22 protein-coding genes, 13 tRNA genes and 3 rRNA genes are annotated in these 22,328 nt (G+C 43.3%); 1 reads left to right on the top strand and 37 read right to left on the bottom strand.

What is annotated here, in order from left to right; genetic code table 11:
- Positions 1-125: 125 nt before the first annotated feature.
- Positions 126-2,201: a GH92 family glycosyl hydrolase gene (locus AB4X21_RS01005; RefSeq protein ID WP_369088011.1), complete on the top strand. Its 2,076-nt coding sequence runs from the start codon at positions 126-128 to the stop codon at positions 2,199-2,201.
- Between the two features lie 36 nt (positions 2,202-2,237).
- Here the strand turns inward: AB4X21_RS01005 and AB4X21_RS01000 are convergent, their stop codons facing one another.
- The 37 genes from AB4X21_RS01000 to AB4X21_RS00820 all read right to left on the bottom strand — a co-directional run bounded on the left by AB4X21_RS01000 (position 2,238) and on the right by AB4X21_RS00820 (position 22,317).
- On the bottom strand, positions 2,238-2,795 hold the full coding sequence (locus AB4X21_RS01000; protein ID WP_151379311.1) for a DUF6287 domain-containing protein: 558 nt from the start codon (positions 2,793-2,795) through the stop codon (positions 2,238-2,240).
- A 138-nt stretch (positions 2,796-2,933) separates the two neighbouring features.
- Positions 2,934-4,439, bottom strand: a complete 1,506-nt coding sequence (locus AB4X21_RS00995; RefSeq protein ID WP_369088010.1) for a zinc ABC transporter substrate-binding protein AdcA — start codon at positions 4,437-4,439, stop codon at positions 2,934-2,936.
- A 2-nt stretch (positions 4,440-4,441) separates the two neighbouring features.
- Positions 4,442-5,245 carry a metal ABC transporter permease gene (locus AB4X21_RS00990; RefSeq protein ID WP_003009676.1) on the bottom strand — a complete coding sequence of 268 codons (804 nt, stop codon included), beginning with the start codon at positions 5,243-5,245 and terminating at the stop codon, positions 4,442-4,444.
- Positions 5,238-5,942 (bottom strand): metal ABC transporter ATP-binding protein, encoded by a 705-nt coding sequence (locus AB4X21_RS00985; RefSeq protein WP_003013743.1) that lies wholly within the window; start codon positions 5,940-5,942, stop codon positions 5,238-5,240. Before AB4X21_RS00985 ends, AB4X21_RS00990 begins: the two co-directional genes overlap by 8 nt.
- Before the next feature lies 1 nt (position 5,943).
- A complete protein-coding gene (locus tag AB4X21_RS00980) occupies positions 5,944-6,381 on the bottom strand; it encodes a zinc-dependent MarR family transcriptional regulator (RefSeq protein ID WP_155172836.1) in 438 nt (145 codons plus the stop codon).
- A gap of 107 nt (positions 6,382-6,488) precedes the next feature.
- A tRNA-Leu gene (locus tag AB4X21_RS00975) sits at positions 6,489-6,572 on the bottom strand.
- 10 nt (positions 6,573-6,582) lie between these two features.
- Positions 6,583-6,654: transfer RNA gene (locus AB4X21_RS00970), tRNA-Gln, on the bottom strand.
- A gap of 13 nt (positions 6,655-6,667) precedes the next feature.
- Positions 6,668-6,740 (bottom strand) — tRNA-His (locus tag AB4X21_RS00965).
- A 12-nt stretch (positions 6,741-6,752) separates the two neighbouring features.
- Positions 6,753-6,823: transfer RNA gene (locus tag AB4X21_RS00960), tRNA-Trp, on the bottom strand.
- Positions 6,824-6,829: 6 nt separating this feature from the next.
- Positions 6,830-6,910, bottom strand: a tRNA-Tyr gene (locus AB4X21_RS00955).
- A 15-nt stretch (positions 6,911-6,925) separates the two neighbouring features.
- Positions 6,926-6,998, bottom strand: a tRNA-Phe gene (locus tag AB4X21_RS00950).
- Between the two features lie 4 nt (positions 6,999-7,002).
- Positions 7,003-7,076, bottom strand: a tRNA-Met gene (locus AB4X21_RS00945).
- 9 nt (positions 7,077-7,085) lie between these two features.
- Positions 7,086-7,175 (bottom strand) — tRNA-Ser (locus AB4X21_RS00940).
- Between the two features lie 7 nt (positions 7,176-7,182).
- Positions 7,183-7,254 (bottom strand) — tRNA-Glu (locus AB4X21_RS00935).
- 10 nt (positions 7,255-7,264) lie between these two features.
- A tRNA-Ile gene (locus AB4X21_RS00930) sits at positions 7,265-7,338 on the bottom strand.
- 37 nt (positions 7,339-7,375) lie between these two features.
- Positions 7,376-7,446 (bottom strand) — tRNA-Gly (locus AB4X21_RS00925).
- Positions 7,447-7,451: 5 nt separating this feature from the next.
- Positions 7,452-7,524, bottom strand: a tRNA-Val gene (locus tag AB4X21_RS00920).
- A gap of 133 nt (positions 7,525-7,657) precedes the next feature.
- Positions 7,658-7,773 (bottom strand): 5S ribosomal RNA (rrf, locus tag AB4X21_RS00915).
- A 79-nt stretch (positions 7,774-7,852) separates the two neighbouring features.
- Positions 7,853-10,753: ribosomal RNA gene (locus AB4X21_RS00910) — 23S ribosomal RNA — on the bottom strand.
- Positions 10,754-10,876: 123 nt separating this feature from the next.
- Positions 10,877-10,949: transfer RNA gene (locus AB4X21_RS00905), tRNA-Ala, on the bottom strand.
- 53 nt (positions 10,950-11,002) lie between these two features.
- Positions 11,003-12,545 (bottom strand): 16S ribosomal RNA (locus AB4X21_RS00900).
- Together the 16S, 23S and 5S rRNA genes with 13 tRNA genes alongside form the textbook arrangement of a ribosomal RNA operon.
- 258 nt (positions 12,546-12,803) lie before the next feature.
- Positions 12,804-14,075, bottom strand: a complete 1,272-nt coding sequence (locus tag AB4X21_RS00895) for a gamma-glutamylcysteine synthetase (protein WP_369088009.1) — start codon at positions 14,073-14,075, stop codon at positions 12,804-12,806.
- A 254-nt stretch (positions 14,076-14,329) separates the two neighbouring features.
- Positions 14,330-14,716, bottom strand: coding sequence for a 50S ribosomal protein L17 (gene rplQ / locus AB4X21_RS00890; protein WP_003002399.1), 387 nt, complete (start codon positions 14,714-14,716; stop codon positions 14,330-14,332).
- 11 nt (positions 14,717-14,727) lie between these two features.
- Entirely contained in the window at positions 14,728-15,666 is a 939-nt protein-coding gene (locus AB4X21_RS00885) for a DNA-directed RNA polymerase subunit alpha (protein WP_369088008.1), read from the bottom strand.
- 45 nt (positions 15,667-15,711) lie between these two features.
- Entirely contained in the window at positions 15,712-16,095 is a 384-nt protein-coding gene (rpsK, locus tag AB4X21_RS00880; protein ID WP_369088007.1) for a 30S ribosomal protein S11, read from the bottom strand.
- 23 nt (positions 16,096-16,118) lie between these two features.
- Positions 16,119-16,484 (bottom strand): 30S ribosomal protein S13, encoded by a 366-nt coding sequence (rpsM, locus tag AB4X21_RS00875; RefSeq protein WP_003009631.1) that lies wholly within the window; start codon positions 16,482-16,484, stop codon positions 16,119-16,121.
- Positions 16,485-16,501: 17 nt separating this feature from the next.
- A complete protein-coding gene (rpmJ, locus tag AB4X21_RS00870; RefSeq protein ID WP_001808836.1) occupies positions 16,502-16,618 on the bottom strand; it encodes a 50S ribosomal protein L36 in 117 nt (38 codons plus the stop codon).
- A 23-nt stretch (positions 16,619-16,641) separates the two neighbouring features.
- Complete coding sequence (infA, locus tag AB4X21_RS00865) at positions 16,642-16,860, bottom strand: translation initiation factor IF-1 (RefSeq protein ID WP_001029883.1); 219 nt, start codon at positions 16,858-16,860, stop codon at positions 16,642-16,644.
- A gap of 116 nt (positions 16,861-16,976) precedes the next feature.
- Positions 16,977-17,633, bottom strand: a complete 657-nt coding sequence (locus AB4X21_RS00860) for an adenylate kinase (protein ID WP_003010875.1) — start codon at positions 17,631-17,633, stop codon at positions 16,977-16,979.
- A 96-nt stretch (positions 17,634-17,729) separates the two neighbouring features.
- On the bottom strand, positions 17,730-19,040 hold the full coding sequence (gene secY, locus AB4X21_RS00855) for a preprotein translocase subunit SecY (protein ID WP_003010849.1): 1,311 nt from the start codon (positions 19,038-19,040) through the stop codon (positions 17,730-17,732).
- A 12-nt stretch (positions 19,041-19,052) separates the two neighbouring features.
- Positions 19,053-19,493, bottom strand: coding sequence for a 50S ribosomal protein L15 (gene rplO, locus AB4X21_RS00850; RefSeq protein ID WP_003002405.1), 441 nt, complete (start codon positions 19,491-19,493; stop codon positions 19,053-19,055).
- A gap of 153 nt (positions 19,494-19,646) precedes the next feature.
- Complete coding sequence (rpmD, locus tag AB4X21_RS00845) at positions 19,647-19,829, bottom strand: 50S ribosomal protein L30 (RefSeq protein ID WP_002894509.1); 183 nt, start codon at positions 19,827-19,829, stop codon at positions 19,647-19,649.
- Positions 19,830-19,843: 14 nt separating this feature from the next.
- A complete protein-coding gene (gene rpsE, locus AB4X21_RS00840; protein ID WP_003009617.1) occupies positions 19,844-20,338 on the bottom strand; it encodes a 30S ribosomal protein S5 in 495 nt (164 codons plus the stop codon).
- Positions 20,339-20,355: 17 nt separating this feature from the next.
- Positions 20,356-20,712 carry a 50S ribosomal protein L18 gene (gene rplR, locus AB4X21_RS00835; protein WP_003010871.1) on the bottom strand — a complete coding sequence of 119 codons (357 nt, stop codon included), beginning with the start codon at positions 20,710-20,712 and terminating at the stop codon, positions 20,356-20,358.
- A gap of 83 nt (positions 20,713-20,795) precedes the next feature.
- Positions 20,796-21,332 carry a 50S ribosomal protein L6 gene (rplF, locus tag AB4X21_RS00830; RefSeq protein WP_003009612.1) on the bottom strand — a complete coding sequence of 179 codons (537 nt, stop codon included), beginning with the start codon at positions 21,330-21,332 and terminating at the stop codon, positions 20,796-20,798.
- 189 nt (positions 21,333-21,521) lie between these two features.
- Positions 21,522-21,920, bottom strand: a complete 399-nt coding sequence (rpsH, locus tag AB4X21_RS00825) for a 30S ribosomal protein S8 (RefSeq protein ID WP_369088006.1) — start codon at positions 21,918-21,920, stop codon at positions 21,522-21,524.
- A gap of 211 nt (positions 21,921-22,131) precedes the next feature.
- Positions 22,132-22,317 carry a type Z 30S ribosomal protein S14 gene (locus AB4X21_RS00820; protein ID WP_001085699.1) on the bottom strand — a complete coding sequence of 62 codons (186 nt, stop codon included), beginning with the start codon at positions 22,315-22,317 and terminating at the stop codon, positions 22,132-22,134.
- Positions 22,318-22,328: the final 11 nt, after the last annotated feature.

Below are 22,328 nucleotides of genomic sequence, written 5' to 3'. Positions count from 1 at the left end.
AAATTTTCCATTTGATAAAAACGCTATCATATTTGACAACGCTTTGATACAATTGAAGAAAATACCACTGCGTGTTCCAAGAAAAACACAGATCATTTAAGGTTGATGAAGAAAAAGGAGACCAGATGCGCACACATTGCCAGACCATCGATACCCGCTGGGGAAGCGATAATCATCCCCACTATTCGCACGGAAACACCCTCCCTTATACAGGAGTCCCTTTTGGAATGAATTACTTCCTTCCCCAGACGACACACGAACAAGGAGCTTGGTTTTTCAACCCCAATCTCCCTATTTTTCAGGGATTTCGTCTCACACACCAGCCTAGTCCTTGGATAGGAGACTACGCTTGGTGCCTCATCACGCCCATCACAGGAGAAATTGCAAGTTCCGACCTCTTCCGTCGTCAAAGCAGTTATTCGATGAAAGAAGCCGTTTTCCAGCCCCACTACCTTCGGATTTTTTCGGAACGTTATCAGATTCACAGTGAGCTGGTTCCAAGCCGCTACGGGGCTGTCATGCGCTTTCGAGCACCAGAAAAGCTGACACTCTGCTTTCATGCAGCAAATGAACTAGAGGACTTGACCCTAACAGACCAAACCTGCCACTTCCACATTCTGGATCAGGCCCATACCGCAGATACTTCCTACTCTTTCTATCTCCAGTGGCAATTTAGCCAGCCGATTGAGAGCGTCACTCACATCGATCAAGATCTTTTCCTGACCTTTGCTAGCAAGGAAGTGACCGTCCAATTAGGAACTTCTTATCTGTCCCAAGACATGGCTCACAGCCATCTTCCCAACCTTTCCCTAGAGGAAGCTAAAAAAGAAGTAGCCGATCAATGGAATCAGCTGCTAAAACGAATTGAAGTAAAAGATGCCGGAGGGCGTGACCAAGCCTTTTTCGATCATTGCCTTTACCGACTCCTCCTTTTCCCTCAAACCTTTTATGAAACAGATACCGAGGGAAATGACTGGCACCTGGATGTCACCCATCAGGAAATCAAACCAGGAAAAGCTTACACCAATATCGGATTTTGGGATCTCTTTCGGACCTCTTTCCCGCTCTTTAGCCTTGTCTACCCCGATTACTACCGTCACTTTCTCGAAGGATTTTTAAACACTTACCAGGATACTGGTTTCCTACCAAAATGGTTGGCCCCAGATGAACGAGGGATGATGCCAGGCACCCTCATCGATGGAGTCTTTGCGGATGCTGTCACAAAAGGGATCGCACCAGACCTACATGAAAACATGCTGACAGCTATGCTCCAGACGGCTCAAAAAACTGATCCTCATCAACATTTTGGTCGCCATGGCAATGAAAGCTACAAGGCCCTTGGCTACCTACCCGATGATTTTCACGAAAGTGTGAGCCATAGCCTAGATTATGCCTATAGTGATTTTTGCATTGCTACCGTTGCCAAGCAATTGGGGCATACAGAAACAGCCGCTCGGTATGCTGCTTCCAGCCTCTCCTACCGAACATTGTATGATGCCCAAACAGGCTTTGTGAGAGCACGATCCACCAATGGAAACTTTAAAGAGCCCTTCTCTCCTACCAGCTGGGGAGGAGATTATGCAGAATGCTCTGCAACCCAGGCTACTTTTGGAGCCTTACACGACCTCTCCGGCCTAATAGAGCTGATGGGTGGTAAAAAAGCCTTCACACAACGACTGCTGGATCTGGCCAATCAAAAACCTCAATTTGATGTAAGAGGATATGGCTATGAAATCCACGAAATGAGTGAAATGGCCCAAGCCCCATTTGGGCAGATTGCCATCTCCAATCAACCCAGCTTTCACATTCCCTACCTCTTCCGTCACAGCCTTCATCCCGAATACACCAATCTCCTGATCCACCAGATCCGTTCCCAAGCTTTTCATCAAGATTTCCAAGCCTATCCAGGTGATGAGGACAATGGTAGTCTATCTGCTTGGTACATCTGGTCAGCCCTTGGACTCTATCCAACCTGCCCAGGAAAACCAATCTATGATCTGGGACTCCCTCTCTTTAAAGAAGTCCTTCTCCATATTCCCAAGCAAGAGCTCAAGATTTGCTCCAATTCACACACTGCAGGCGCCTATTTCATCCAAAAAGCCCTGTTAGATGGCAAAGAGAAACAAGAGGTTTCCCATCAAGATCTCCTTGAAGCCCAAGTACTCCAATTTGAGCTTTCTTGGATCCCCCCACAAGCATAAGAAAAAGTCGTCTGAAAACAGACGACTTTTTTTCTGTTATTCATCTCCTACTTGATAGTAGATCGAGCCTTGTTCCCCAAAACTAGCGATACCAACACCAGTCCACAAGCGGTTTTTAGAGGCATCTGATGTGTCCTTAAAGACGACTTGTCCTTGATCATCGACCTGATCACCAATGGTTACTCCCGCAGGAATATACTCCAACAAGAAGCCCCCATCACGACCACCATAAATGCCTTCTGATGCTGTTCCATAATCCGTCAAAGAAGCTCCATAGCCCTCTAACTCTTGTGAGACCAACCCTTTGTCGTTAAAGACCAGCTTATTTCCTTTATCATCTTGCCAGACCCCAGCAATACTGCTGTAATCTCCGTTGGCAATAGCCTCAAGATCCATTTTCTTCACTTCTTTTTTCTCTTCTTTTTTTTCTTTCTCCTTCACTTCCGAACTAGAAGTATCCGTCTTTTTGACCTTAGAAGAGGTCGTCGTTTGACTAGAGGAGGTGGTTGATTTTTTGCTCGTTCCCTTTTGCGAACAAGCTACCAGCAGGACCACACTGAGAAGACTCACAAGAATTGCACCAACTTTTTTCATTTAAAATTCCCCATACATTTTTTAATTTAAAGCCCTTTCATTGTAACGTATTTTCAAGCATTTGACAAGCTTCACTCCCCATTTTTAATCAAAAAGAGACCGGGATAATCAGTCCTAGTCTCTCTTTTGATACAACTCTTAATGAGCCAGCATTTCCTGTGCCACTTCTAAACCAGATAAGTTAGAAGGATAATAAGTTGGCCAATTTTCTAACTCATCATAAAGCGCTTCTTGACTCTTTCCTCCATGGAAAATGTGGAAGTGAGCTGCCTTTACCGGAGTAATTTCATGGTCACTAAATTGAACATATTTGAAGTCTCCCGCATCGCTCTCTTTGGCTTCAAAGAGATAACGAACACCACGATTTCCCTTCTTATAAGTCAAAATGTGCTTACCTACGTATTTATAGGTATATTTCTTAGAAGATCCTTTTTGATAAAACTCCATTGAATCCTTATCAATCTTAATCCGATCAATATCTGTTTGGTAACCCTTGGTATAATATTCCTTATACTCAGCAGCCGTCATAGTTGGATTTAATTTTGCCTTATAATCAAAGACCTGATCCAAAGTTCCATCTTGCAAGTATGGATAAACTGATTTCCAATCACCTGCATAATTTGCTAAGCTACGATCCTTCACTTGACTATCCTCGAAATAGCCCTTTTGAACTGTCTTAGCATCTTCCTCATGTTCCGGTTGAATATCCTTACCAGCTTGTGACGTTGTTTTCTCTAGCGCCTTCAGATTTTCCTTCATAACAGACACGTAGTCTTCGCCATCTTTCATTTCTTGATCCGTCAGGCTTTCCAAAGGATTTAAGACAGCCAATTCAACACCAGCTTCAGAAGACAAGGTTTTCGCCAAGGACTTAGAAGCATTTTCCTCAAAGTAAATGACCTTGATCTCATTTTTCTTGATATACTCTGTCAATTCACGCAATCGTGCAGCAGAAGGCTCACTATCAGGTGAAATCCCTGAAATGGCTACCTGGTTTAAGCCATAATCCAAGGCCAAGTAACGGAAAGCCGCGTGTTGGGTCACGAAATTCTTTTGTTTCGCATCTTTCAACCCATCCTGATAAGCTTGATCCAAGGCCTGTAATTTCTTTAGATAGGCTTGGGCATTTTTCTCAAACGTCTTTTTCTTATCTGGATAAGCTGCCACCAATTGATCGCGAATCGACTCTACCATCTTCATGGCACGATGTGGAGAGAGCCAAAGGTGAGGATCATATTCATGATGGTGTTCTTCGCCCCCTTCGTGTTCATGTTCCTCTTCCAATCCAGGAAGCAAGACCATGCCCTTGGTAGCATCGATCACTTTGGTTTTCTTATCCTTCATTGATTTCAAAAGATTTGGAACCCAGGTTTCCATGTTTTCATTCTCATAGACGAAAACATCCGAATCTTGAATCATAGCCCGCCCCTTAGCAGACAATTCATATTCATGAGGCTCTGATCCCGCTCCAATGAGCAGGTCTACCGTTCCTTCATCTCCGACAATATTTTTTGTAAAATCATAAACAGGATAGAAAGTGGTCATCACTTTTAATTTCCCATTTTGATTCTGACTTTTGCCACAAGCTGTCAAAACAAGGGTTAAAGCCACTAACAATAACCAACCAAATTTTTTAAAGTTCATATCTACTTCCTCAAACGTGATCCAAGATTCACAAGCAAGAACAAGGCCACAAATAAAAGCGTGATGCTGGCACTCGCCGGTGTATCTGCAATATAAGACAAAATCAACCCACTAAACATCCCGATAAAACCAATGATGACCGCAATCAGCATGACCCCACGGAAGTTCTTCCCTAATTTCAGCGCAATACTAGCCGGTAAGACCATGATGGTTGAAACCAATAACGATCCTGCTGCAGGAATCATTAAGGCGATAGCAACCCCCGTTACCACATTAAATAAGATGGACATGGTCCGGACCGGAAGGCCATCTACAAAGGCCGTATCTTCATCAAAGGTCAAAATATACATAGGACGCAAGAATAAGGCCGTTAGCACTAATACAACGAAAGCAATCACAAACAAGGCGATCACCTGTTCATCCGTAATGGTTAGGGTAGAACCAAACAAATACTGATCCAAGCTCATCGAGCTTTTCCCACCACCACGCATCAGTACTAAAGCTAGGGCAAGACCAGTGGACATTAAAATTGCCGTCCCGATCTCCATAAAGTCCTTAAATAAGGTCCGCAAATACTCAAGAAAGACCGCAGCTATAATGACAATGATCATAGTCGAGAGCGTCGGAGAGATCCCAAGGAAAAGCCCAAAAGCGACACCCGCAAGAGAAACGTGACTCAGCGTATCACTCATCAGACTCTGCCGTCTTAAAATCAAGAAAATCCCTAGTACAGGAGAAAAAAGACTCATCGCAACCATAGCCAACAAGGCCCGTTGCATAAAATCATACTGGAATAAATCAAGCATGGTCACCCTCCCCTTCTGTATCATGGACGTTAAAACATCTCCAAGGAGAGCTTTGGTCACGAACCAAATGAATATTCCGATCCGCAAATTGGTTAACCTCTTCAGGATCATGCGTAATCATCAAAACAGATTTTTGATGGTGATGCGCACTGTGATGCATCAACTCATAAAAATCACTCTTTGTCGTTGCATCCATCCCTGTCGTCGGTTCATCTAAAACAAAGATATCCGGATCTGATGCAAACATCCGAGCAATGACGGCCCGCTGTTTCTGACCACCAGACAAAGAACCAATCGCCCGATCCTTGAACTCCAGCATTCCAACAGATTCTAAACTCTTCAGAATATGTTTTTCATCGTGCTCATTTAACTTTCGAAACCAGCCTTTACGAGGATACCGACCTGACTTCACAAATTCATAGACCGTACTAGGGAACCCAGCATTAAAACTAGCAATCTGTTGCGGCAAATAAGCAATCCTTAACTTCTTTCCCTTAACATTCGTCTTTGAAATCTCAACAGTCCCGACCTTGGGCTGTAAAATGCCAAGACTAGCCTTAATCAAGGTTGACTTAGCAGCCCCATTCTCACCAGTCAGCGTAACAAACTCTCCACTATCTAAGTAGTAATTGATCCCTTCCAGAACCGGTTCTCGATCATAATAGAACGATAAATTTGAAACCGTAATATACCTCAAACTATAACTCCTCTTCCAATAAATCTAAAAACCGCGAAATGACCCCCTGCTCATTCTTAGTAAACTTCGACAAAACATCCTCATAAGTGTGAAGGGTATGCAGATGGTGATGCTGATGTTCAAGAGCAATCGGCTTCCCAATATCCGTCAAACGATAATAGAGAACCCGTGCATCATTTTCATCGCGATAAGTCTCCAGCATCCCCTGACTTAATAAGGGCTTCACAGCCTTGGTGATAGCTGCCTGACTAACATTCAATTTCTTTGCTAAGACAGAATTGGTTAGAGCTTCATCAGCAACCAGCATCAAAATATGTTCCTGAGTGTTGGTTAAGGAAACACCACTTGTACAAGAACCAACTAAAATCTCATGCTGATTCTCAGATAACAATAAAATAGAATTTAAAAAACGATCAATTTTATTTGCAACTTCAGACAAAATAAACTCCTTCTAATTCACTAGCAGAAACTTTACCGGTTAATTATATCACAAAAAAGAAAAAAAATAAACAAAAAAAAGGAGTAAAAAACTCCTTTTATAATCTATACCGGCGGCCGGGGTCGAACCGGCACGTCCTTGCGGACACTGGATTTTGAGTCCAGCGCGTCTGCCAATTCCGCCACGCCGGCATAAATTTAACTGGGGTAGCTGGATTCGAACCAACGCATGAGGGAGTCAAAGTCCCTTGCCTTACCGCTTGGCTATACCCCAATAATATAAAATAGGCGAGTGATGGGGATCGAACCCACGCATGCCAGAGCCACAATCTGGTGTGTTAACCACTTCACCACACCCGCCACAATTATTAACACGGGCAGTAGGAATTGAACCCACACTGAAGGTTTTGGAGACCTTAGTTCTACCTTTAAACTATGCCCGTAAAGGATGGAAGGGGAGGGATTCGAACCCCCGAACCCGAAGGAGCGGATTTACAGTCCGCCGCGTTTAGCCTCTTCGCTACCCTTCCTGATTATTGAATTGATGGCGCGAGACGGAATCGAACCGCCGACACATGGAGCTTCAATCCATTGCTCTACCAACTGAGCTACCGAGCCAAAATTGCGGGAGCAGGATTTGAACCTACGACCTTCGGGTTATGAGCCCGACGAGCTACCGAGCTGCTCCATCCCGCGTTAATATTAAGGAGGATGTGGGATTCGAACCCACGCACGCTTTTACACGCCTGACGGTTTTCAAGACCGTTCCCTTCAGCCGGACTTGGGTAATCCTCCAAATATATAGTCCGTACGGGATTCGAACCCGTGTTACCGCCGTGAAAAGGCGGTGTCTTAACCCCTTGACCAACGGACCATACTCTTAATGGGCACGAGTGGACTCGAACCACCGACCTCACGCTTATCAGGCGTGCGCTCTAACCACCTGAGCTACGCGCCCAAGTTAAAAAACTTGGTAAAATGAACAAAACGTTCAAAGCGGGTGACGAGAATCGAACTCGCGACAACAGCTTGGAAGGCTGTAGTTTTACCACTAAACTACACCCGCTTAAATGGGAGTTAACGGGATCGAACCGCTGACCCTCTGCTTGTAAGGCAGATGCTCTCCCAGCTGAGCTAAACTCCCTTATGGTCGTTTAACTCAGCCAACGGTCAGAAACTGCGTTTCTCTTATCCGCCGATTGGAATCTCGATTGCCTCTCAATTCCAACTAAGCTAAACTCCCAAATGAGCCTAGTATCTACTAGGCTCAATCTCTTGCTAAGCGACTACCTTATCTCACAGGGGGCAACCCCCAACTACTTCCGGCGTTCTAGGGCTTAACTGCTGTGTTCGGCATGGGTACAGGTGTATCTCCTAGGCTATCGTCACTTAACTCTGAATGATTAAACATTCAAAATTGAACATCTATATTCTAACAAGTTAACCTTTCGTTGTCAATATCTTCTGACTCTTTGGATAAGTCCTCGAGCTATTAGTATTAGTCCGCTCCATTGCTCACACAACTTCCACTCCTAACCTATCTACCTGATCTTCTCTCAGGGCTCTTACTGATATAAAATCATGGGAAATCTCATCTTGAGGTGGGTTTCACACTTAGATGCTTTCAGCGTTTATCCCTTCCCTACATAGCTACCCAGCGATGCCTCTGGCGAGACAACTGGTACACCAGCGGTAAGTCCACTCTGGTCCTCTCGTACTAGGAGCAGATCCTCTCAAATTTCCTACGCCCGCGACGGATAGGGACCGAACTGTCTCACGACGTTCTGAACCCAGCTCGCGTGCCGCTTTAATGGGCGAACAGCCCAACCCTTGGGACCGACTACAGCCCCAGGATGCGACGAGCCGACATCGAGGTGCCAAACCTCCCCGTCGATGTGAACTCTTGGGGGAGATAAGCCTGTTATCCCCAGGGTAGCTTTTATCCGTTGAGCGATGGCCCTTCCATACGGAACCACCGGATCACTAAGCCCGACTTTCGTCCCTGCTCGAGTTGTAGCTCTCGCAGTCAAGCTCCCTTATACCTTTACACTCTGCGAATGATTTCCAACCATTCTGAGGGAACCTTTGGGCGCCTCCGTTACCTTTTAGGAGGCGACCGCCCCAGTCAAACTGCCCGTCAGACACTGTCTCCGTAGATGATTAACCTACCGGGTTAGAGTGGCCATAACACAAGGGTAGTATCCCAACAACGCCTCCATCGAAACTGGCGTCCCGATATCAATGGCTCCTACCTATCCTGTACATGTGGTACAGACACTCAATATCAAACTGCAGTAAAGCTCCATGGGGTCTTTCCGTCCTGTCGCGGGTAACCTGCATCTTCACAGGTACTAAAATTTCACCGAGTCTCTCGTTGAGACAGTGCCCAAATCATTACGCCTTTCGTGCGGGTCGGAACTTACCCGACAAGGAATTTCGCTACCTTAGGACCGTTATAGTTACGGCCGCCGTTTACTGGGGCTTCAATTCATACCTTCGAGTTACCTCTAAGCACTCCTCTTAACCTTCCAGCACCGGGCAGGCGTCACCCCCTATACATCATCTTACGATTTAGCAGAGAGCTGTGTTTTTGATAAACAGTTGCTTGGGCCTATTCACTGCGGCTGACTTTAAGCCAGCACCCCTTCTCCCGAAGTTACGGGGTCATTTTGCCGAGTTCCTTAACGAGAGTTCTCTCGCTCACCTGAGGCTACTCGCCTCGACTACCTGTGTCGGTTTGCGGTACGGGTAGAGTATGATTAACGCTAGAAGCTTTTCTTGGCAGTGTGACGTCACTAACTTCGCTACTAAACTTCGCTCCCCATCACAGCTCAATGTTATAGAATTAAGCATTTAACTCAATTCACACCTCACTGCTTAGACGTGCACTTCCAGTCGCACGCTTTAGTTAGCCTACTGCGTCCCTCCTTCACTACATACTCTAGTACAGGAATATCAACCTGTTGTCCATCGGATACACCTTTCGGTCTCTCCTTAGGTCCCGACTAACCCAGGGCGGACGAGCCTTCCCCTGGAAACCTTAGTCTTACGGTGGACAGGATTCTCACCTGTCTTTCGCTACTCATACCGGCATTCTCACTTCTATGCGTTCCAGCGCTCCTCACGGTACACCTTCTCCACACATAGAACGCTCTCCTACCATACCTATAAAGGTATCCACAGCTTCGGTAAATTGTTTTAGCCCCGGTACATTTTCGGCGCAGGGTCACTCGACTAGTGAGCTATTACGCACTCTTTGAATGAATAGTCGCTTCTAAGCTAACATCCTAGTTGTCTGTGCAACCCCACATCCTTTTCCACTTAACAATTATTTTGGGACCTTAGCTGGTGGTCTGGGCTGTTTCCCTTTCGACTACGGATCTTAGCACTCGCAGTCTGACTGCCGACCATAATTCATTGGCATTCGGAGTTTATCTGAGATTGGTAATCCGGGATGGACCCCTCACCCAAACAGTGCTCTACCTCCAAGAATCTTAATGTCGACGCTAGCCCTAAAGCTATTTCGGAGAGAACCAGCTATCTCCAAGTTCGTTTGGAATTTCTCCGCTACCCACAAGTCATCCAAGCACTTTTCAACGTGCCCTGGTTCGGTCCTCCAGTGAGTTTTACCTCACCTTCAACCTGCTCATGGGTAGGTCACATGGTTTCGGGTCTACGACATAATACTATTGCGCCCTATTCAGACTCGGTTTCCCTACGGCTCCGTCTCTTCAACTTAACCTCGCATCATATCGTAACTCGCCGGTTCATTCTACAAAAGGCACGCTCTCACCCATTAACGGGCTCGAACTTGTTGTAGGCACACGGTTTCAGGTTCTATTTCACTCCCCTCCCGGGGTGCTTTTCACCTTTCCCTCACGGTACTGGTTCACTATCGGTCACTAGAGAGTATTTAGGGTTGGGAGATGGTCCTCCCAGATTCCGACGGGATTTCTCGTGTCCCGCCGTACTCAGGATACTGCTAGGTATAAAGACTATTTCGAATACGAGGCTCTTACTCTCTTTGGCTGACCTTCCCATGTCATTCTTCTATAATCTTTAAGTCCACGTTGCAGTCCTACAACCCCGAAGAGTAAACTCTTCGGTTTGCCCTCCTGCCGTTTCGCTCGCCGCTACTCAGGCAATCGCTTTTGCTTTCTCTTCCTGCGCTACTTAGATGTTTCAGTTCACTGCGTCTTCCTCTACCTATCCTTAACAGATAGGAGTACTAGCCATTAGCTAGTGGGTTCCCCCATTCGGACATCTCTGGATCGTCGCTTACTTACAGCTCCCCAAAGCATTTCGTCGTTTGTCACGTCCTTCTTCGGCTTCTAGTGCCAAGGCATCCACCGTGCGCCCTTATTAACTTAACCTTATTTTTGGTCTTGCGACCTAAACTCTTTAAATATTTACAGCGTTTCGGTTTATTTTCTTGTTACTATTTGATATAGATATTCAATTTTCAATGTTCAATCTTAACACCCTTATAGTGTTAATGGAGCCTAGCGGGATCGAACCGCTGACCTCCTGCGTGCAAAGCAGGCGCTCTCCCAGCTGAGCTAAGGCCCCACAAGACCTCTCAAAACTAAACAAGACCAACGTACAGGTTTCCTTTTCCTTAGAAAGGAGGTGATCCAGCCGCACCTTCCGATACGGCTACCTTGTTACGACTTCACCCCAATCATCTATCCCACCTTAGGCGGCTGGCTCCAAATGGTTACCTCACCGACTTCGGGTGTTACAAACTCTCGTGGTGTGACGGGCGGTGTGTACAAGGCCCGGGAACGTATTCACCGCGCGTGCTGATCCGCGATTACTAGCGATTCCGACTTCATGTAGGCGAGTTGCGACCTACAATCCGAACTGAGACTGGCTTTAAGAGATTAGCTTGCCGTCACCGACTCGCGACTCGTTGTACCAGCCATTGTAGCACGTGTGTAGCCCAGGTCATAAGGGGCATGATGATTTGACGTCATCCCCACCTTCCTCCGGTTTATTACCGGCAGTCTCGCTAGAGTGCCCAACTCAATGATGGCAACTAACAATAGGGGTTGCGCTCGTTGCGGGACTTAACCCAACATCTCACGACACGAGCTGACGACAACCATGCACCACCTGTCACCTCTGTCCCGAAGGAAAACTCTATCTCTAGAGCGGTCAGAGGGATGTCAAGACCTGGTAAGGTTCTTCGCGTTGCTTCGAATTAAACCACATGCTCCACCGCTTGTGCGGGCCCCCGTCAATTCCTTTGAGTTTCAACCTTGCGGTCGTACTCCCCAGGCGGAGTGCTTAATGCGTTAGCTGCGGCACTGAGTCCCGGAAAGGACCCAACACCTAGCACTCATCGTTTACGGCGTGGACTACCAGGGTATCTAATCCTGTTTGCTCCCCACGCTTTCGAGCCTCAGCGTCAGTTACAGACCAGAGAGCCGCTTTCGCCACCGGTGTTCCTCCATATATCTACGCATTTCACCGCTACACATGGAATTCCACTCTCCCCTTCTGCACTCAAGTTAAACAGTTTCCAAAGCGTACTATGGTTAAGCCACAGCCTTTAACTTCAGACTTATCTAACCGCCTGCGCTCGCTTTACGCCCAATAAATCCGGATAACGCTCGGGACCTACGTATTACCGCGGCTGCTGGCACGTAGTTAGCCGTCCCTTTCTGGTAAGATACCGTCACAGCGTGAACTTTCCACTCTCACACTCGTTCTTCTCTTACAACAGAGCTTTACGATCCGAAAACCTTCTTCACTCACGCGCGTTGCTCGGTCAGGGTTGCCCCCATTGCCGAAGATTCCCTACTGCGCCTCCCGTAGGAGTCTGGGCCGTGTCTCAGTCCCAGTGTGGCCGATCACCCTCTCAGGTCGGCTATGTATCGTCGCCTTGGTGAGCCGTTACCTCACCAACTAGCTAATACAACGCAGGTCCATCTCTTAGTGATGCAGTTGCACCTTTCAAGTCAACATCATGCAATGTCGACTTTTATGCGGTATTAGCTATCGTTTCCAATAGTTATCCCCCGCTAAGAGGCAGGTTACCTACGCGTTACTCACCCGTTCGCAACTCTTCCAGAAGAGCAAGCTCCTCCTTCAGCGTTCTACTTGCATGTATTAGGCACGCCGCCAGCGTTCATCCTGAGCCAGGATCAAACTCTCATTAAAATAATTGTTTGTCTTAAACTCATTCTGTCACTGACAGATTTATTGTTTCTTTATTGTTCAGTTACTATAACCTCAGTTATAGTGCCCTGCACATTGGTTCGTCTTGTTCAGTTTTCAAAGGCCTTTGTCGCTCTCGCGCGACAACTATATTAGTATATCATGACCTTCCCCTACTGTCAATACTTTTTTTCAAAAATTTTTACTTTCTTGAAAGTTTTTTGAAGGTATCAAAAAAAGCCTATAATACGGGCTTTTCGATTAGTCTAGTTCTTTGTTGATGATGAGGAATTTTTCTTCTCCGAAGCCTCTTTTTATTAAACCTGATCTAGCTATGTCTATAAGATCTTTTGAAAAGGATTGAATGGCTTCTTTTTCCTTATCACTTAGAATTTTCTTTGAATATTTCTTTCTAAGTTTTCTATAGTCCAGTTCTTCATTTTTAAAAAATGGGCAATGTTCTAAATAGTTTTCCATTTTTTCTAATTGTACAAATAAGCCTAGTTCAAAAGCTATCGGGGAAAAAGTGGTTTCTAATGGTTGTGTACAAACACTTCTAAATTCTACTGTCCCACGGGCAGTTAGATCCTGAAATTGGTAACTTCGATGCTGTTTTAGGTCTTCTTTTACAGGTATGATGTTTTTTTCATTCCCATCAGCTGTATAGGCTGTGATTTCTTTTTGATCTAGATAGTCTTTTACACGAATAGGTTTAAAATAATAGGATTTATCTTCTCTAGTTGCAGTAAAAATAGCTGTGCAAGCAAGATTATTAAAATACTCTTCTTCACTTTGGTAGTCCTTTGGATAAATCCCTACATTCTCCTTATAATAACCATGTAAGGATTCTTCCCAGAAAATATCTCTGGCAATTTTTGTATCCCAAGACTCTGCTGAAAATTCTGAGTTAGAAAACAAATATGCTTTTGCTGTTTCAATTTTATTAAATGCATTAATGATGCGAATATAGTTATCGCGCCTCACATCCAATTGAACCTGGTTTCCGCATATAAATGCTCCGTACGAAGGATAGGAGTGTGTCTTCATCCCTGTACCATTCATTGCAAGGAGAGCCATTAACATCTTGTATCGTTCGATTTTCACTGGGCTATTATCATTTTCTTTCCACAAAGGATGGATTCCGTGCCCTTGAATTTCGTGATTTTTTTCTTGTAAAATCGGTTGAATGATCTTCAAATAGTCCTCAAAACGTTTGGCCACCTCATTTATAGAACAAGCTCTCTCAAATGCAAATTCAATTGTATTGTAACTCAACTCGAATAGAATACGATCTTTAGAAAAGCAGTGAATCAATTGAATGGGATTTTGATTGTCATCTATTTTTTCAACTTCAAAATCTGATAAGTTTGCTAAGGTTCGAAAAAGATTTTTCGTCACCTCTATATTTGTTTTGTTTCCATTTGTTTCTACAATCGGAAACTCTAATTCAACTCCGACAAAGAGTTTCGAATCCTCTTTCATATTACTAAGGTACTTCTCTTTTAGTAATTTAATTGCTTGTTGTTTTGTCATTGAATCCTTTTTCTTCTATTGGAGATATGGGTTCCATTATATCATTTTTTGCTATTCTCGACTACTCATGAAAAGCAAGACAAAACGCCTGCTTACGAAATTGTTTTAAATTAAAGCAATTTCGTAAACAAGCGTCTACCATTCATTCAATATGATGAGTGTTCCCGCTGGGGAAAATCCCCAGCGGTAGACCAGAGCTAGACTAAGAATAACAGTGTATTCCATCATCATAACACTCAACAAAATTGATGATATTATACCAATTCGATGATAGCCATTGGCGCAGCATCACCACGACGTGGTTCAGTTTTAAGGATACGAGTATATCCACCATTGCGCTCAGCATAACGAGGTGCTAATTCAGAGAACAATTTTTGAAGTGCAGTTGTTTCTGAGTATTTACCTGTTTCTTCATCAAAGTTTTGTGATGCAACTTCGTTACGTACGAATGCAGCAGCTTGACGACGTGCATGCAAATCACCACGTTTACCCAAAGTAATCATTTTTTCAACTGATTTACGGATTTCTTTCGCACGTGCTTCAGTTGTTACAATTGCTTCATTGATGATAAGATCTGTAGTCAAATCGCGAAGCATCGCTTTACGTTGTGAGCTAGTGCGTCCTAGTTTACGGTAAGCCATGTATTCCTCCTCTATTTATCGTTTTTTAACCCAAGGCCTAAGTCGGCAAGTTTGATTTTAACTTCTTCAAGACTCTTACGTCCCAAGTTACGAACTTTCATCATTTCTGCTTCTGATTTTTCAGTCAAATCGTAAACAGTATTAATGCCAGCGCGTTTCAAACAGTTATATGAACGAACTGAAAGATCTAATTCTTCGATCGTACGTTCTAAAACGCGATCATCAGAAGTTGTATCTACTTCCTTCATAACATCTGTTGCAATAGCAATTTCAGTTAGGTTTGTGAATAGATTTAGGTGTTCTGTCAAAATACGGGCAGACAAACCTAAGGCATCTTCTGGAATAATTGTCCCATTTGTCAAAATTTCAAGGGTTAGCTTGTCAAAGCCATCGTTGCTACCAACGCGTGCTGGTTCAACTTGATAATTGACTTTTGTCACTGGCGTATAGATTGAATCTACAGCAAGTGTTCCCACTGGTGCATCATCTTTTTTGTTTTGATCAGCTGGAACATAGCCACGTCCACTGTTTACAGTAAGCGTTGCTTTCAACGATGCTCCTTCTCCGATTGTAAATAGATAATGATCAGGGTTTACAATTTCGATGTCACTATCCGTAAGAATGTCTCCAGCAGTTACTTCTGCAGGTCCTTCTACATCAAGTTCAATAATCTTTTCGTCTTGGACGTAAGATTTAACGGCGATTCCTTTAACGTTAAGAATAATTTGCATAACGTCTTCACGGACTCCTGGAACGGTATCAAATTCGTGGAGTACACCTTCAATGTTAATTGAAGTGACAGCTGCACCTGGAAGTGAAGCCAGAAGTACACGACGAAGTGAGTTTCCAAGTGTTGTACCATAGCCACGTTCAAGTGGTTCTACGACAAACACGCCATAATCTTTGTTTTCATCAATTTTTGTTATATTTGGTTTTTCAAACTCAATCATTTGCTATACTCCCTCTTAAACGAAAAGCTGTGTAATTGTTGATGATTATACACGGCGACGTTTTGGAGGACGAGCACCATTGTGTGGTACAGGAGTTACATCGCGGATTGCAGTTACTTCAAGACCAGCAGCAGCAAGTGCACGAATAGCAGACTCACGACCTGAACCAGGACCTTTAACAGATACTTCAACAGATTTAAGTCCATGTTCTTGAGCGACCTTTGCAGCAGCTTCTGATGCCATTTGAGCGACAAATGGTGTAGATTTACGAGAACCTTTAAATCCAAGTGCACCTGCAGATGACCAAGCGATTGCGTTACCATGCACATCAGTAATCATAACAATTGTGTTGTTAAATGTAGCGTGAATATGGGCAATACCAGATTCGATATTCTTTTTCACACGACGTTTACGTGTTGGTTTAGCCAAGATTTTTACCTCCTTATTTTATTTTATTTTTTCTTACCTGCAATCGCAACAGCTTTACCTTTACGAGTGCGAGCATTATTTTTAGTGTTTTGTCCACGAACTGGAAGTCCACGACGGTGACGGATACCACGGTATGAACCGATTTCCATCAAGCGTTTAATGTTCAAGTTTACTTCACGACGAAGGTCGCCTTCAACTTTGATTGCGTCAACTTCACGACGGATAGCATCTTCTTGATCTGGTGTAAGATCGCGAACACGAATGTCTTCAGAAACGCCTGCAGCAGCAAGGATTTTCTTAGATGTTGGAAGTCCGATACCGTACACATAAGTCAATGAAATTACTACACGTTTGTCATTTGGAATGTCAACTCCAGCAATACGAGCCATGTTTTCTCCTTTCTATTTTATCCTTGACGTTGTTTGTGTTTTGGATTTGCTGGGCAAATTACCATAACACGACCATTACGACGAATTACTTTACAGTATTCGCAAATTGGTTTGACCGATGGTCTTACTTTCATTTTTATCCCTCCAAGTTTTTCGACTATTTAAAGCGGTATGTGATACGTCCACGTGTCAAATCATACGGACTCATCTCCACTGTAACACGATCTCCCGCTAAAATACGAATATAGTTTTTACGAATTTTACCAGAAACTGTTGCTAAAATCTGATGTCCATTTTCAAGTTCAACCGTAAACATAGCATTCGGCATTGTATCGACTACTTTGCCTTCTACTTCAATCACATCGTCTTTTGCCACGCAAAAGTACCTCCATAAATTTCGATTCATTCCTCTGAGCACAGAGGTAACAATTATAAGTCAGACTAACTAATTGTAACACTAGTTGTCCAATATTGCAAGCATGAAAAACGCTTTTATTTCAAATTTGACAAGACTTTTTCAATGTCTGAAAATACATCATTGATATCTTGGTTCCCTTGGATGTCATGTACGAGTCCTTTTGAACGATAAAATGCAATGATTGGTTCTCCTTGTGCAATATTGACGTCTAAACGACGTTTAACCGTTTCTGGTTTGTCATCTTCACGTTGGTAGAAATCATGACCTTGACAGTTATCACAAGTTCCTTCAACTTTTGTAGGATTAAATACTTTGTGGTAAGTTGCACCACAAGTACGGCAGATGAATCGACCACTCAAACGTTCTAATAAGCTTTCTGGGTTCACTTCAATGTTGATGACACCTTCTAACGTGATACCAAGATCTGACAAAGTTTGATCCAAGGCATGAGCTTGTTCAATTGTCCGTGGATAACCATCCAAAAGGAAACCTGTTTCTTTAATATCATCTTGAGCAAGGCGTTCTTTTACGATTCCATTGGTTACCTCATCTGGGACCAATTCACCCTTGTCAATGTATGATTTTGCAAGCACACCCATTTCAGTTTGGTTAGCCATCGCTGCGCGGAACATATCTCCAGTTGAGATGTGCGCTACATGAAACTCTTCAACGATTTTAGCTGCTTGAGTTCCTTTACCTGCTCCAGGCAACCCCATAATTAAAAGATTCATGATGAATACTCCTTATTTTGTTTTTAAATGGAAGCAGGAGCGAATTCCTATTTCCATTTGAAAACAAAATAGAAGGCTGACAAAGTCAACCTTATTCTATTCTGTTGTTGTGTCCATAAATCCGACATACTTACGTTTTAATAAGTAGCCTTCTAATTGTTTCATTCCCTCAATACCTGTTGAAATAATGATTAACAAACTAGTTCCTCCAAGAGCAACTGCATCTGTCAAACCAAATAAATCTCGAGCTAGGATTGGAATGATGGTAATAAAGCCAAGGAATACTGATCCGACACTTGCTAAACGACGTAGCAAACGAGACATAAACTCTTCTGTCCCCTTACCAGGACGAACGCCTGGGATATAGGCACCACTCTTTTGAAGGTTTTCTGCCGTTTTTTCAGGATTGATCTGAACAAACGTGTAGAAGAAGGTGAAGAGAATGATCAATAAGGCATACATTGCAACACCAGTTGGTGTGTTTGTAGCCAACATGGCTTGAGCTGTTCTCACCCATCCTGCATTGTAACCCATAGCGCTAATCACTTGGAAAATTGCAGCAGGCGCTGCTGTAATCGAACTAGCGAAGATGACAGGAATAACTCCTGCTGGGTTTACTTTCAAAGGAAGGTAAGAACTTGATGGAGCTCCTTGTGCAATCTTTGTATATTGGATTGGAATCTTGTATTGTGCTTGCTCTACAAAGGTTGTAAAGTAAACAATAACCAAGACCGCAAGGATTAATACCCCGACAAAAATGAGGGAATTGGTCATTTGACCAGAACGAACGTTCACAAATGCATTTTCATAGATTTCTTTAATCATCTCAGGAATTGATGACACAATCCCCGCAAAGATAATCATTGAAACACCATTTCCGTATCCTTTATCTGTGATTTGTTCTCCAAGCCAAGTCACAATCATGGAACCGGTCGTCAGAATCGCACCGATTAATAGATAAGTCTTAGTATTTGGAGTTGCGACTAATTTCGCCTGAGACAAGGTGTGGAAGGTTGCTGTAATCCCGATGGATTGAACAAAGGCTAGAACCAAAGAAATATAGCGTGTTGCTTGGTTGAGCTTTCTTCGACCAACTTCCCCTTGTTTGCCCCATTCAACAAACTTAGGTAACAGATCCATTTGCAAAAGTTGCACGACGATCGAAGCTGTGATGTATGGGCTAACCCCTAATGCGAAAACTGAGAAGTTCCTCATGGCATTCCCAGAAACCAAACTGAGCATGTTCAAGAAGGACACATCTTGAAGGTTGTTCAGAATTTTCGCATTTACGCCAGGCACTGTAATCGTAGTTCCAATGCGGAAAACAAGAATGATAAAGATTGTAAACAAAATCTTTGATCGTACCTGTTTTACCTTAAAAGCATCTTTTAATAATTTAAAAAACATAGGTCACCTCACTTAGATGACTTCAACTGAACCACCCTTAGCAGTGATAGCTTCTTCAGCTGATTTAGAGAATTTAGCTGCTTTAACAGTCAACTTCTTAGTCAATTCTCCGTTACCAAGAATTTTGATACCTGATTTTTCAGCTTTTACAATTCCTGATTCAACAAGTACTACTGGAGTTACTTCAGCACCATCTTCAAAGGCGTTCAATTGATCAAGGTTCACAATAGCATATTCTTTAGCGTTGATGTTTGTAAATCCACGTTTTGGAAGACGACGGAACAATGGAGTTTGTCCACCTTCAAAACCAAGACGTACACCGCCACCGCTACGAGCTTTTTGACCTTTTTGACCACGGCCAGAAGTTTTACCATTACCAGATGAAGTACCACGACCAACACGGTTGCGGACTTTACGTGAACCTGTAGCAGGTTGTAATTCATGAAGTTTCATTATTTATTTTCTCCTCTTTTGTAAATTGCTAACGCATGTAATCAGGAAAAGGTGTCCTAACTACAAACTCGCCTATACTTATATTTAGTTTTAGGGGATGAGAACCTCTCATACCCCTGAAAACTTTGTTTCTATTTTAAATATTTAAATAGATTATTTTACTTCTTCAACTGTTACCAAGTGAGATACAGCAGTGATCATACCACGTACCGCTGGGTTATCTTCTTTAATAACAGAGCTGTTCAATTTGCCAAGTCCAAGTGCTACAACAGTTTTACGTTGTGACGGGATGCGTCCGATTGGAGACTTAGTCAAAGTAATTTTAATTTGAGCCATTTGAATCTCCTTTCTTAAGCCAAGTCAGAAACTGAAATACCACGAAGGGCAGCAACTTCATCAGCGCGTTTCAATTGTGCCAAACCGTTAACAGTTGCACGAACGATGTTGATTGGAGTGTTTGATCCAAGTGATTTAGATGTAACATCTGCAATACCTGCCAATTCGACAACGGCACGAACTGCTCCACCTGCAGCAACCCCAGCCCCTTCGATAGCTGGTTTCAACAATACACGAGCTCCACCAAATACTGATGTTACTTCATGTGGAATTGTTGTTCCAACCATAGGAACTTCGATCAAGTTTTTCTTAGCATCTTCAACAGCCTTACGGATTGCTTCTGGAACTTCTTGAGCTTTACCAGTACCAAATCCAACACGGCCATTACGGTCACCAACAACTACAAGAGCTGCAAAACGAAGACGACGTCCACCTTTAACAACTTTTGTTACACGGTTGATGGCAACTACGCGTTCTTCAAGTTCAACTGCATTATCTTTAAATGCCATTTTCTAGTGTCCTCCTATTAGAATTTCAATCCGTTTTCACGAGCTGCATCAGCCAAAGCTTTAACACGTCCGTGATATAGATATCCACCGCGGTCGAACACCACTTCAGAAATACCTTTAGCAACTGCACGTTCAGCAACGAGTTTGCCGACAACAACGGCTTGTTCAGTTTTTGTTCCTTTTGAAACTTCTTTGTCAAGAGTTGAAGCGCTTGCGAGCGTTACACCCGCTACGTCATCAATTACTTGAGCGTAGATGCCTGTATTAGAACGGAATACGTTCAAACGTGGGCGATCAGCAGTTCCAGAGAGTTTTCCGCGAACGCGACGGTGGCGTTTTTGACGGATTTTGTTTTTATCTGGTTTCGAAATCACAATTTTCACCTCTTAATTTTAAAATCATGTGCTAAGCACTGAGTTGGTAATATGAAGGTTGGTTGAAAAACAACCAAACTACATTATTTACCTGTTTTACCTTCTTTGCGGCGAACGTATTCACCAACATAACGGATCCCTTTACCTTTGTATGGTTCAGGTGAACGAAGGCTACGTACATAAGCAGCTGTTTGACCAACTACTTCTTTTGAAATTCCGCTAACAACGATTGTTGTTGGGTTTGGAAGTTCAAAAGTAATTCCTTCTGGAGCTTCAACTTCGTCTGGGTGTGATTTACCAACAGCCAAAACAAGTTTTGATCCTTGAAGTTGTGCACGGTATCCAACCCCGCGCATTTCAAGTTCTTTCTTGAATCCTTCTGATACACCAGTAACCATGTTGTTCAAAAGGGCACGAGTTGTTCCGTGGATTGTTTTCATTTCTTTTGAGTCGTTTGGACGGTGAAGTGTTACTTCAGTACCTTCCACACGGATTTCAATATCTTTTGAGAACTCACGAGTAAGTTCTCCTTTAGGTCCTTTTACAGTTACAACGTTGTCATTGTTAGTGATTTCAACACCAGCAGGCAACACGATAACTTTATTACCAATACGTGACATGTTTTTTATTCTCCTGTTAAATTGTCAGACCTTTGCAGGCCAGTTTTCACGGGGTTTAAATCTTTTTGATTTAAAAGTTAATGTTTAGGTCTCAATTTCTAAGTGAATCGAGGCATTGTCTCGCAGACATAACTTTGGGTTAGGCAAGAGACAATAACGAAGAGTCACAACGAAATTGGGAGCTAAATATTACCAAACGTAAGCGATAACTTCTCCACCAACGTTCTTTTGGCGAGCTTCTTTATCAGTAAGCAAACCTTCAGAAGTTGAAAGGATAGCAATTCCAAGTCCGTTAAGAACTCTTGGAAGATCTTCACGTTTTTTGTAAACACGCAAACCTGGTTTTGATACACGTTTCAAGTTTGTGATAACTTTTTCACCGTTTTGTCCGTATTTCAAGAATACACGGATGATGCCTTGTTTGTCATCTTCGATGAATTCAACGTTTTTTACAAAACCTTCGCGTTTAAGGATTTCAGCAATCCCTTTTTTGATGTTTGATGCAGGTACTTCAAGTACTTCGTGTTTTGCTTGGTTAGCGTTACGAATACGTGTAAGGAAGTCTGCGATTGGGTCAGTCATAACCATTATAATTTCTCCTCTTACTAGTAGTTTGCAAGTCGCACTTGCTAGTTAATGATTGAGCTAGGCTCAGAAAGTTTTGATACATACAAATGAGCATTTCTCATTTGAACACGAGCTACAACCTGGGCAAAAAAGATAGATTTGTCTTGGAGCAGAGCTCCTGCATCAAATCTCCTATTTTTGCTGGGGTTGTTACGCTCTTTGTATCATGCTATTACCAAGATGCTTTTGTGACACCTGGGATTTGACCTTTGTATGCCAATTCACGGAAGCAAACACGGCAAAGTTTAAACTTGCGGTAAACTGAGTGTGGACGTCCACAACGTTCACAGCGAGTGTATGCTTGAGTAGAGAACTTCGCTGGGCGTTTGTTCTTAGCAATCATAGATTTTTTAGCCATTAGTTTTACCT

Origin of the sequence: Streptococcus sp. CP1998 (assembly GCF_041026655.1) — a bacterium.
Lineage (GTDB): Bacteria > Bacillota > Bacilli > Lactobacillales > Streptococcaceae > Streptococcus > Streptococcus dentalis.
This window is presented reverse-complemented; position numbering and strand designations above follow the sequence as displayed.

Coding starts and splice junctions, on each gene's coding strand:
- AB4X21_RS01005 (WP_369088011.1), top strand. CDS start 126: ATGCGCACACATTGCCAGACCATCGATACCCGCTGGGGAAGCGATAAT.
- AB4X21_RS01000 (WP_151379311.1), bottom strand. CDS start 2,795: ATGAAAAAAGTTGGTGCAATTCTTGTGAGTCTTCTCAGTGTGGTCCTG.
- AB4X21_RS00995 (WP_369088010.1), bottom strand. CDS start 4,439: ATGAACTTTAAAAAATTTGGTTGGTTATTGTTAGTGGCTTTAACCCTT.
- AB4X21_RS00990 (WP_003009676.1), bottom strand. CDS start 5,245: ATGCTTGATTTATTCCAGTATGATTTTATGCAACGGGCCTTGTTGGCT.
- AB4X21_RS00895 (WP_369088009.1), bottom strand. CDS start 14,075: ATGACAAAACAACAAGCAATTAAATTACTAAAAGAGAAGTACCTTAGT.
- rplQ (WP_003002399.1), bottom strand. CDS start 14,716: ATGGCTTACCGTAAACTAGGACGCACTAGCTCACAACGTAAAGCGATG.
- AB4X21_RS00885 (WP_369088008.1), bottom strand. CDS start 15,666: ATGATTGAGTTTGAAAAACCAAATATAACAAAAATTGATGAAAACAAA.
- rpsM (WP_003009631.1), bottom strand. CDS start 16,484: ATGGCTCGTATTGCTGGAGTTGACATTCCAAATGACAAACGTGTAGTA.
- rpmJ (WP_001808836.1), bottom strand. CDS start 16,618: ATGAAAGTAAGACCATCGGTCAAACCAATTTGCGAATACTGTAAAGTA.
- AB4X21_RS00860 (WP_003010875.1), bottom strand. CDS start 17,633: ATGAATCTTTTAATTATGGGGTTGCCTGGAGCAGGTAAAGGAACTCAA.
- secY (WP_003010849.1), bottom strand. CDS start 19,040: ATGTTTTTTAAATTATTAAAAGATGCTTTTAAGGTAAAACAGGTACGA.
- rplO (WP_003002405.1), bottom strand. CDS start 19,493: ATGAAACTTCATGAATTACAACCTGCTACAGGTTCACGTAAAGTCCGC.
- rpmD (WP_002894509.1), bottom strand. CDS start 19,829: ATGGCTCAAATTAAAATTACTTTGACTAAGTCTCCAATCGGACGCATC.
- rpsE (WP_003009617.1), bottom strand. CDS start 20,338: ATGGCATTTAAAGATAATGCAGTTGAACTTGAAGAACGCGTAGTTGCC.
- rplF (WP_003009612.1), bottom strand. CDS start 21,332: ATGTCACGTATTGGTAATAAAGTTATCGTGTTGCCTGCTGGTGTTGAA.
- rpsH (WP_369088006.1), bottom strand. CDS start 21,920: ATGGTTATGACTGACCCAATCGCAGACTTCCTTACACGTATTCGTAAC.
- AB4X21_RS00820 (WP_001085699.1), bottom strand. CDS start 22,317: ATGGCTAAAAAATCTATGATTGCTAAGAACAAACGCCCAGCGAAGTTC.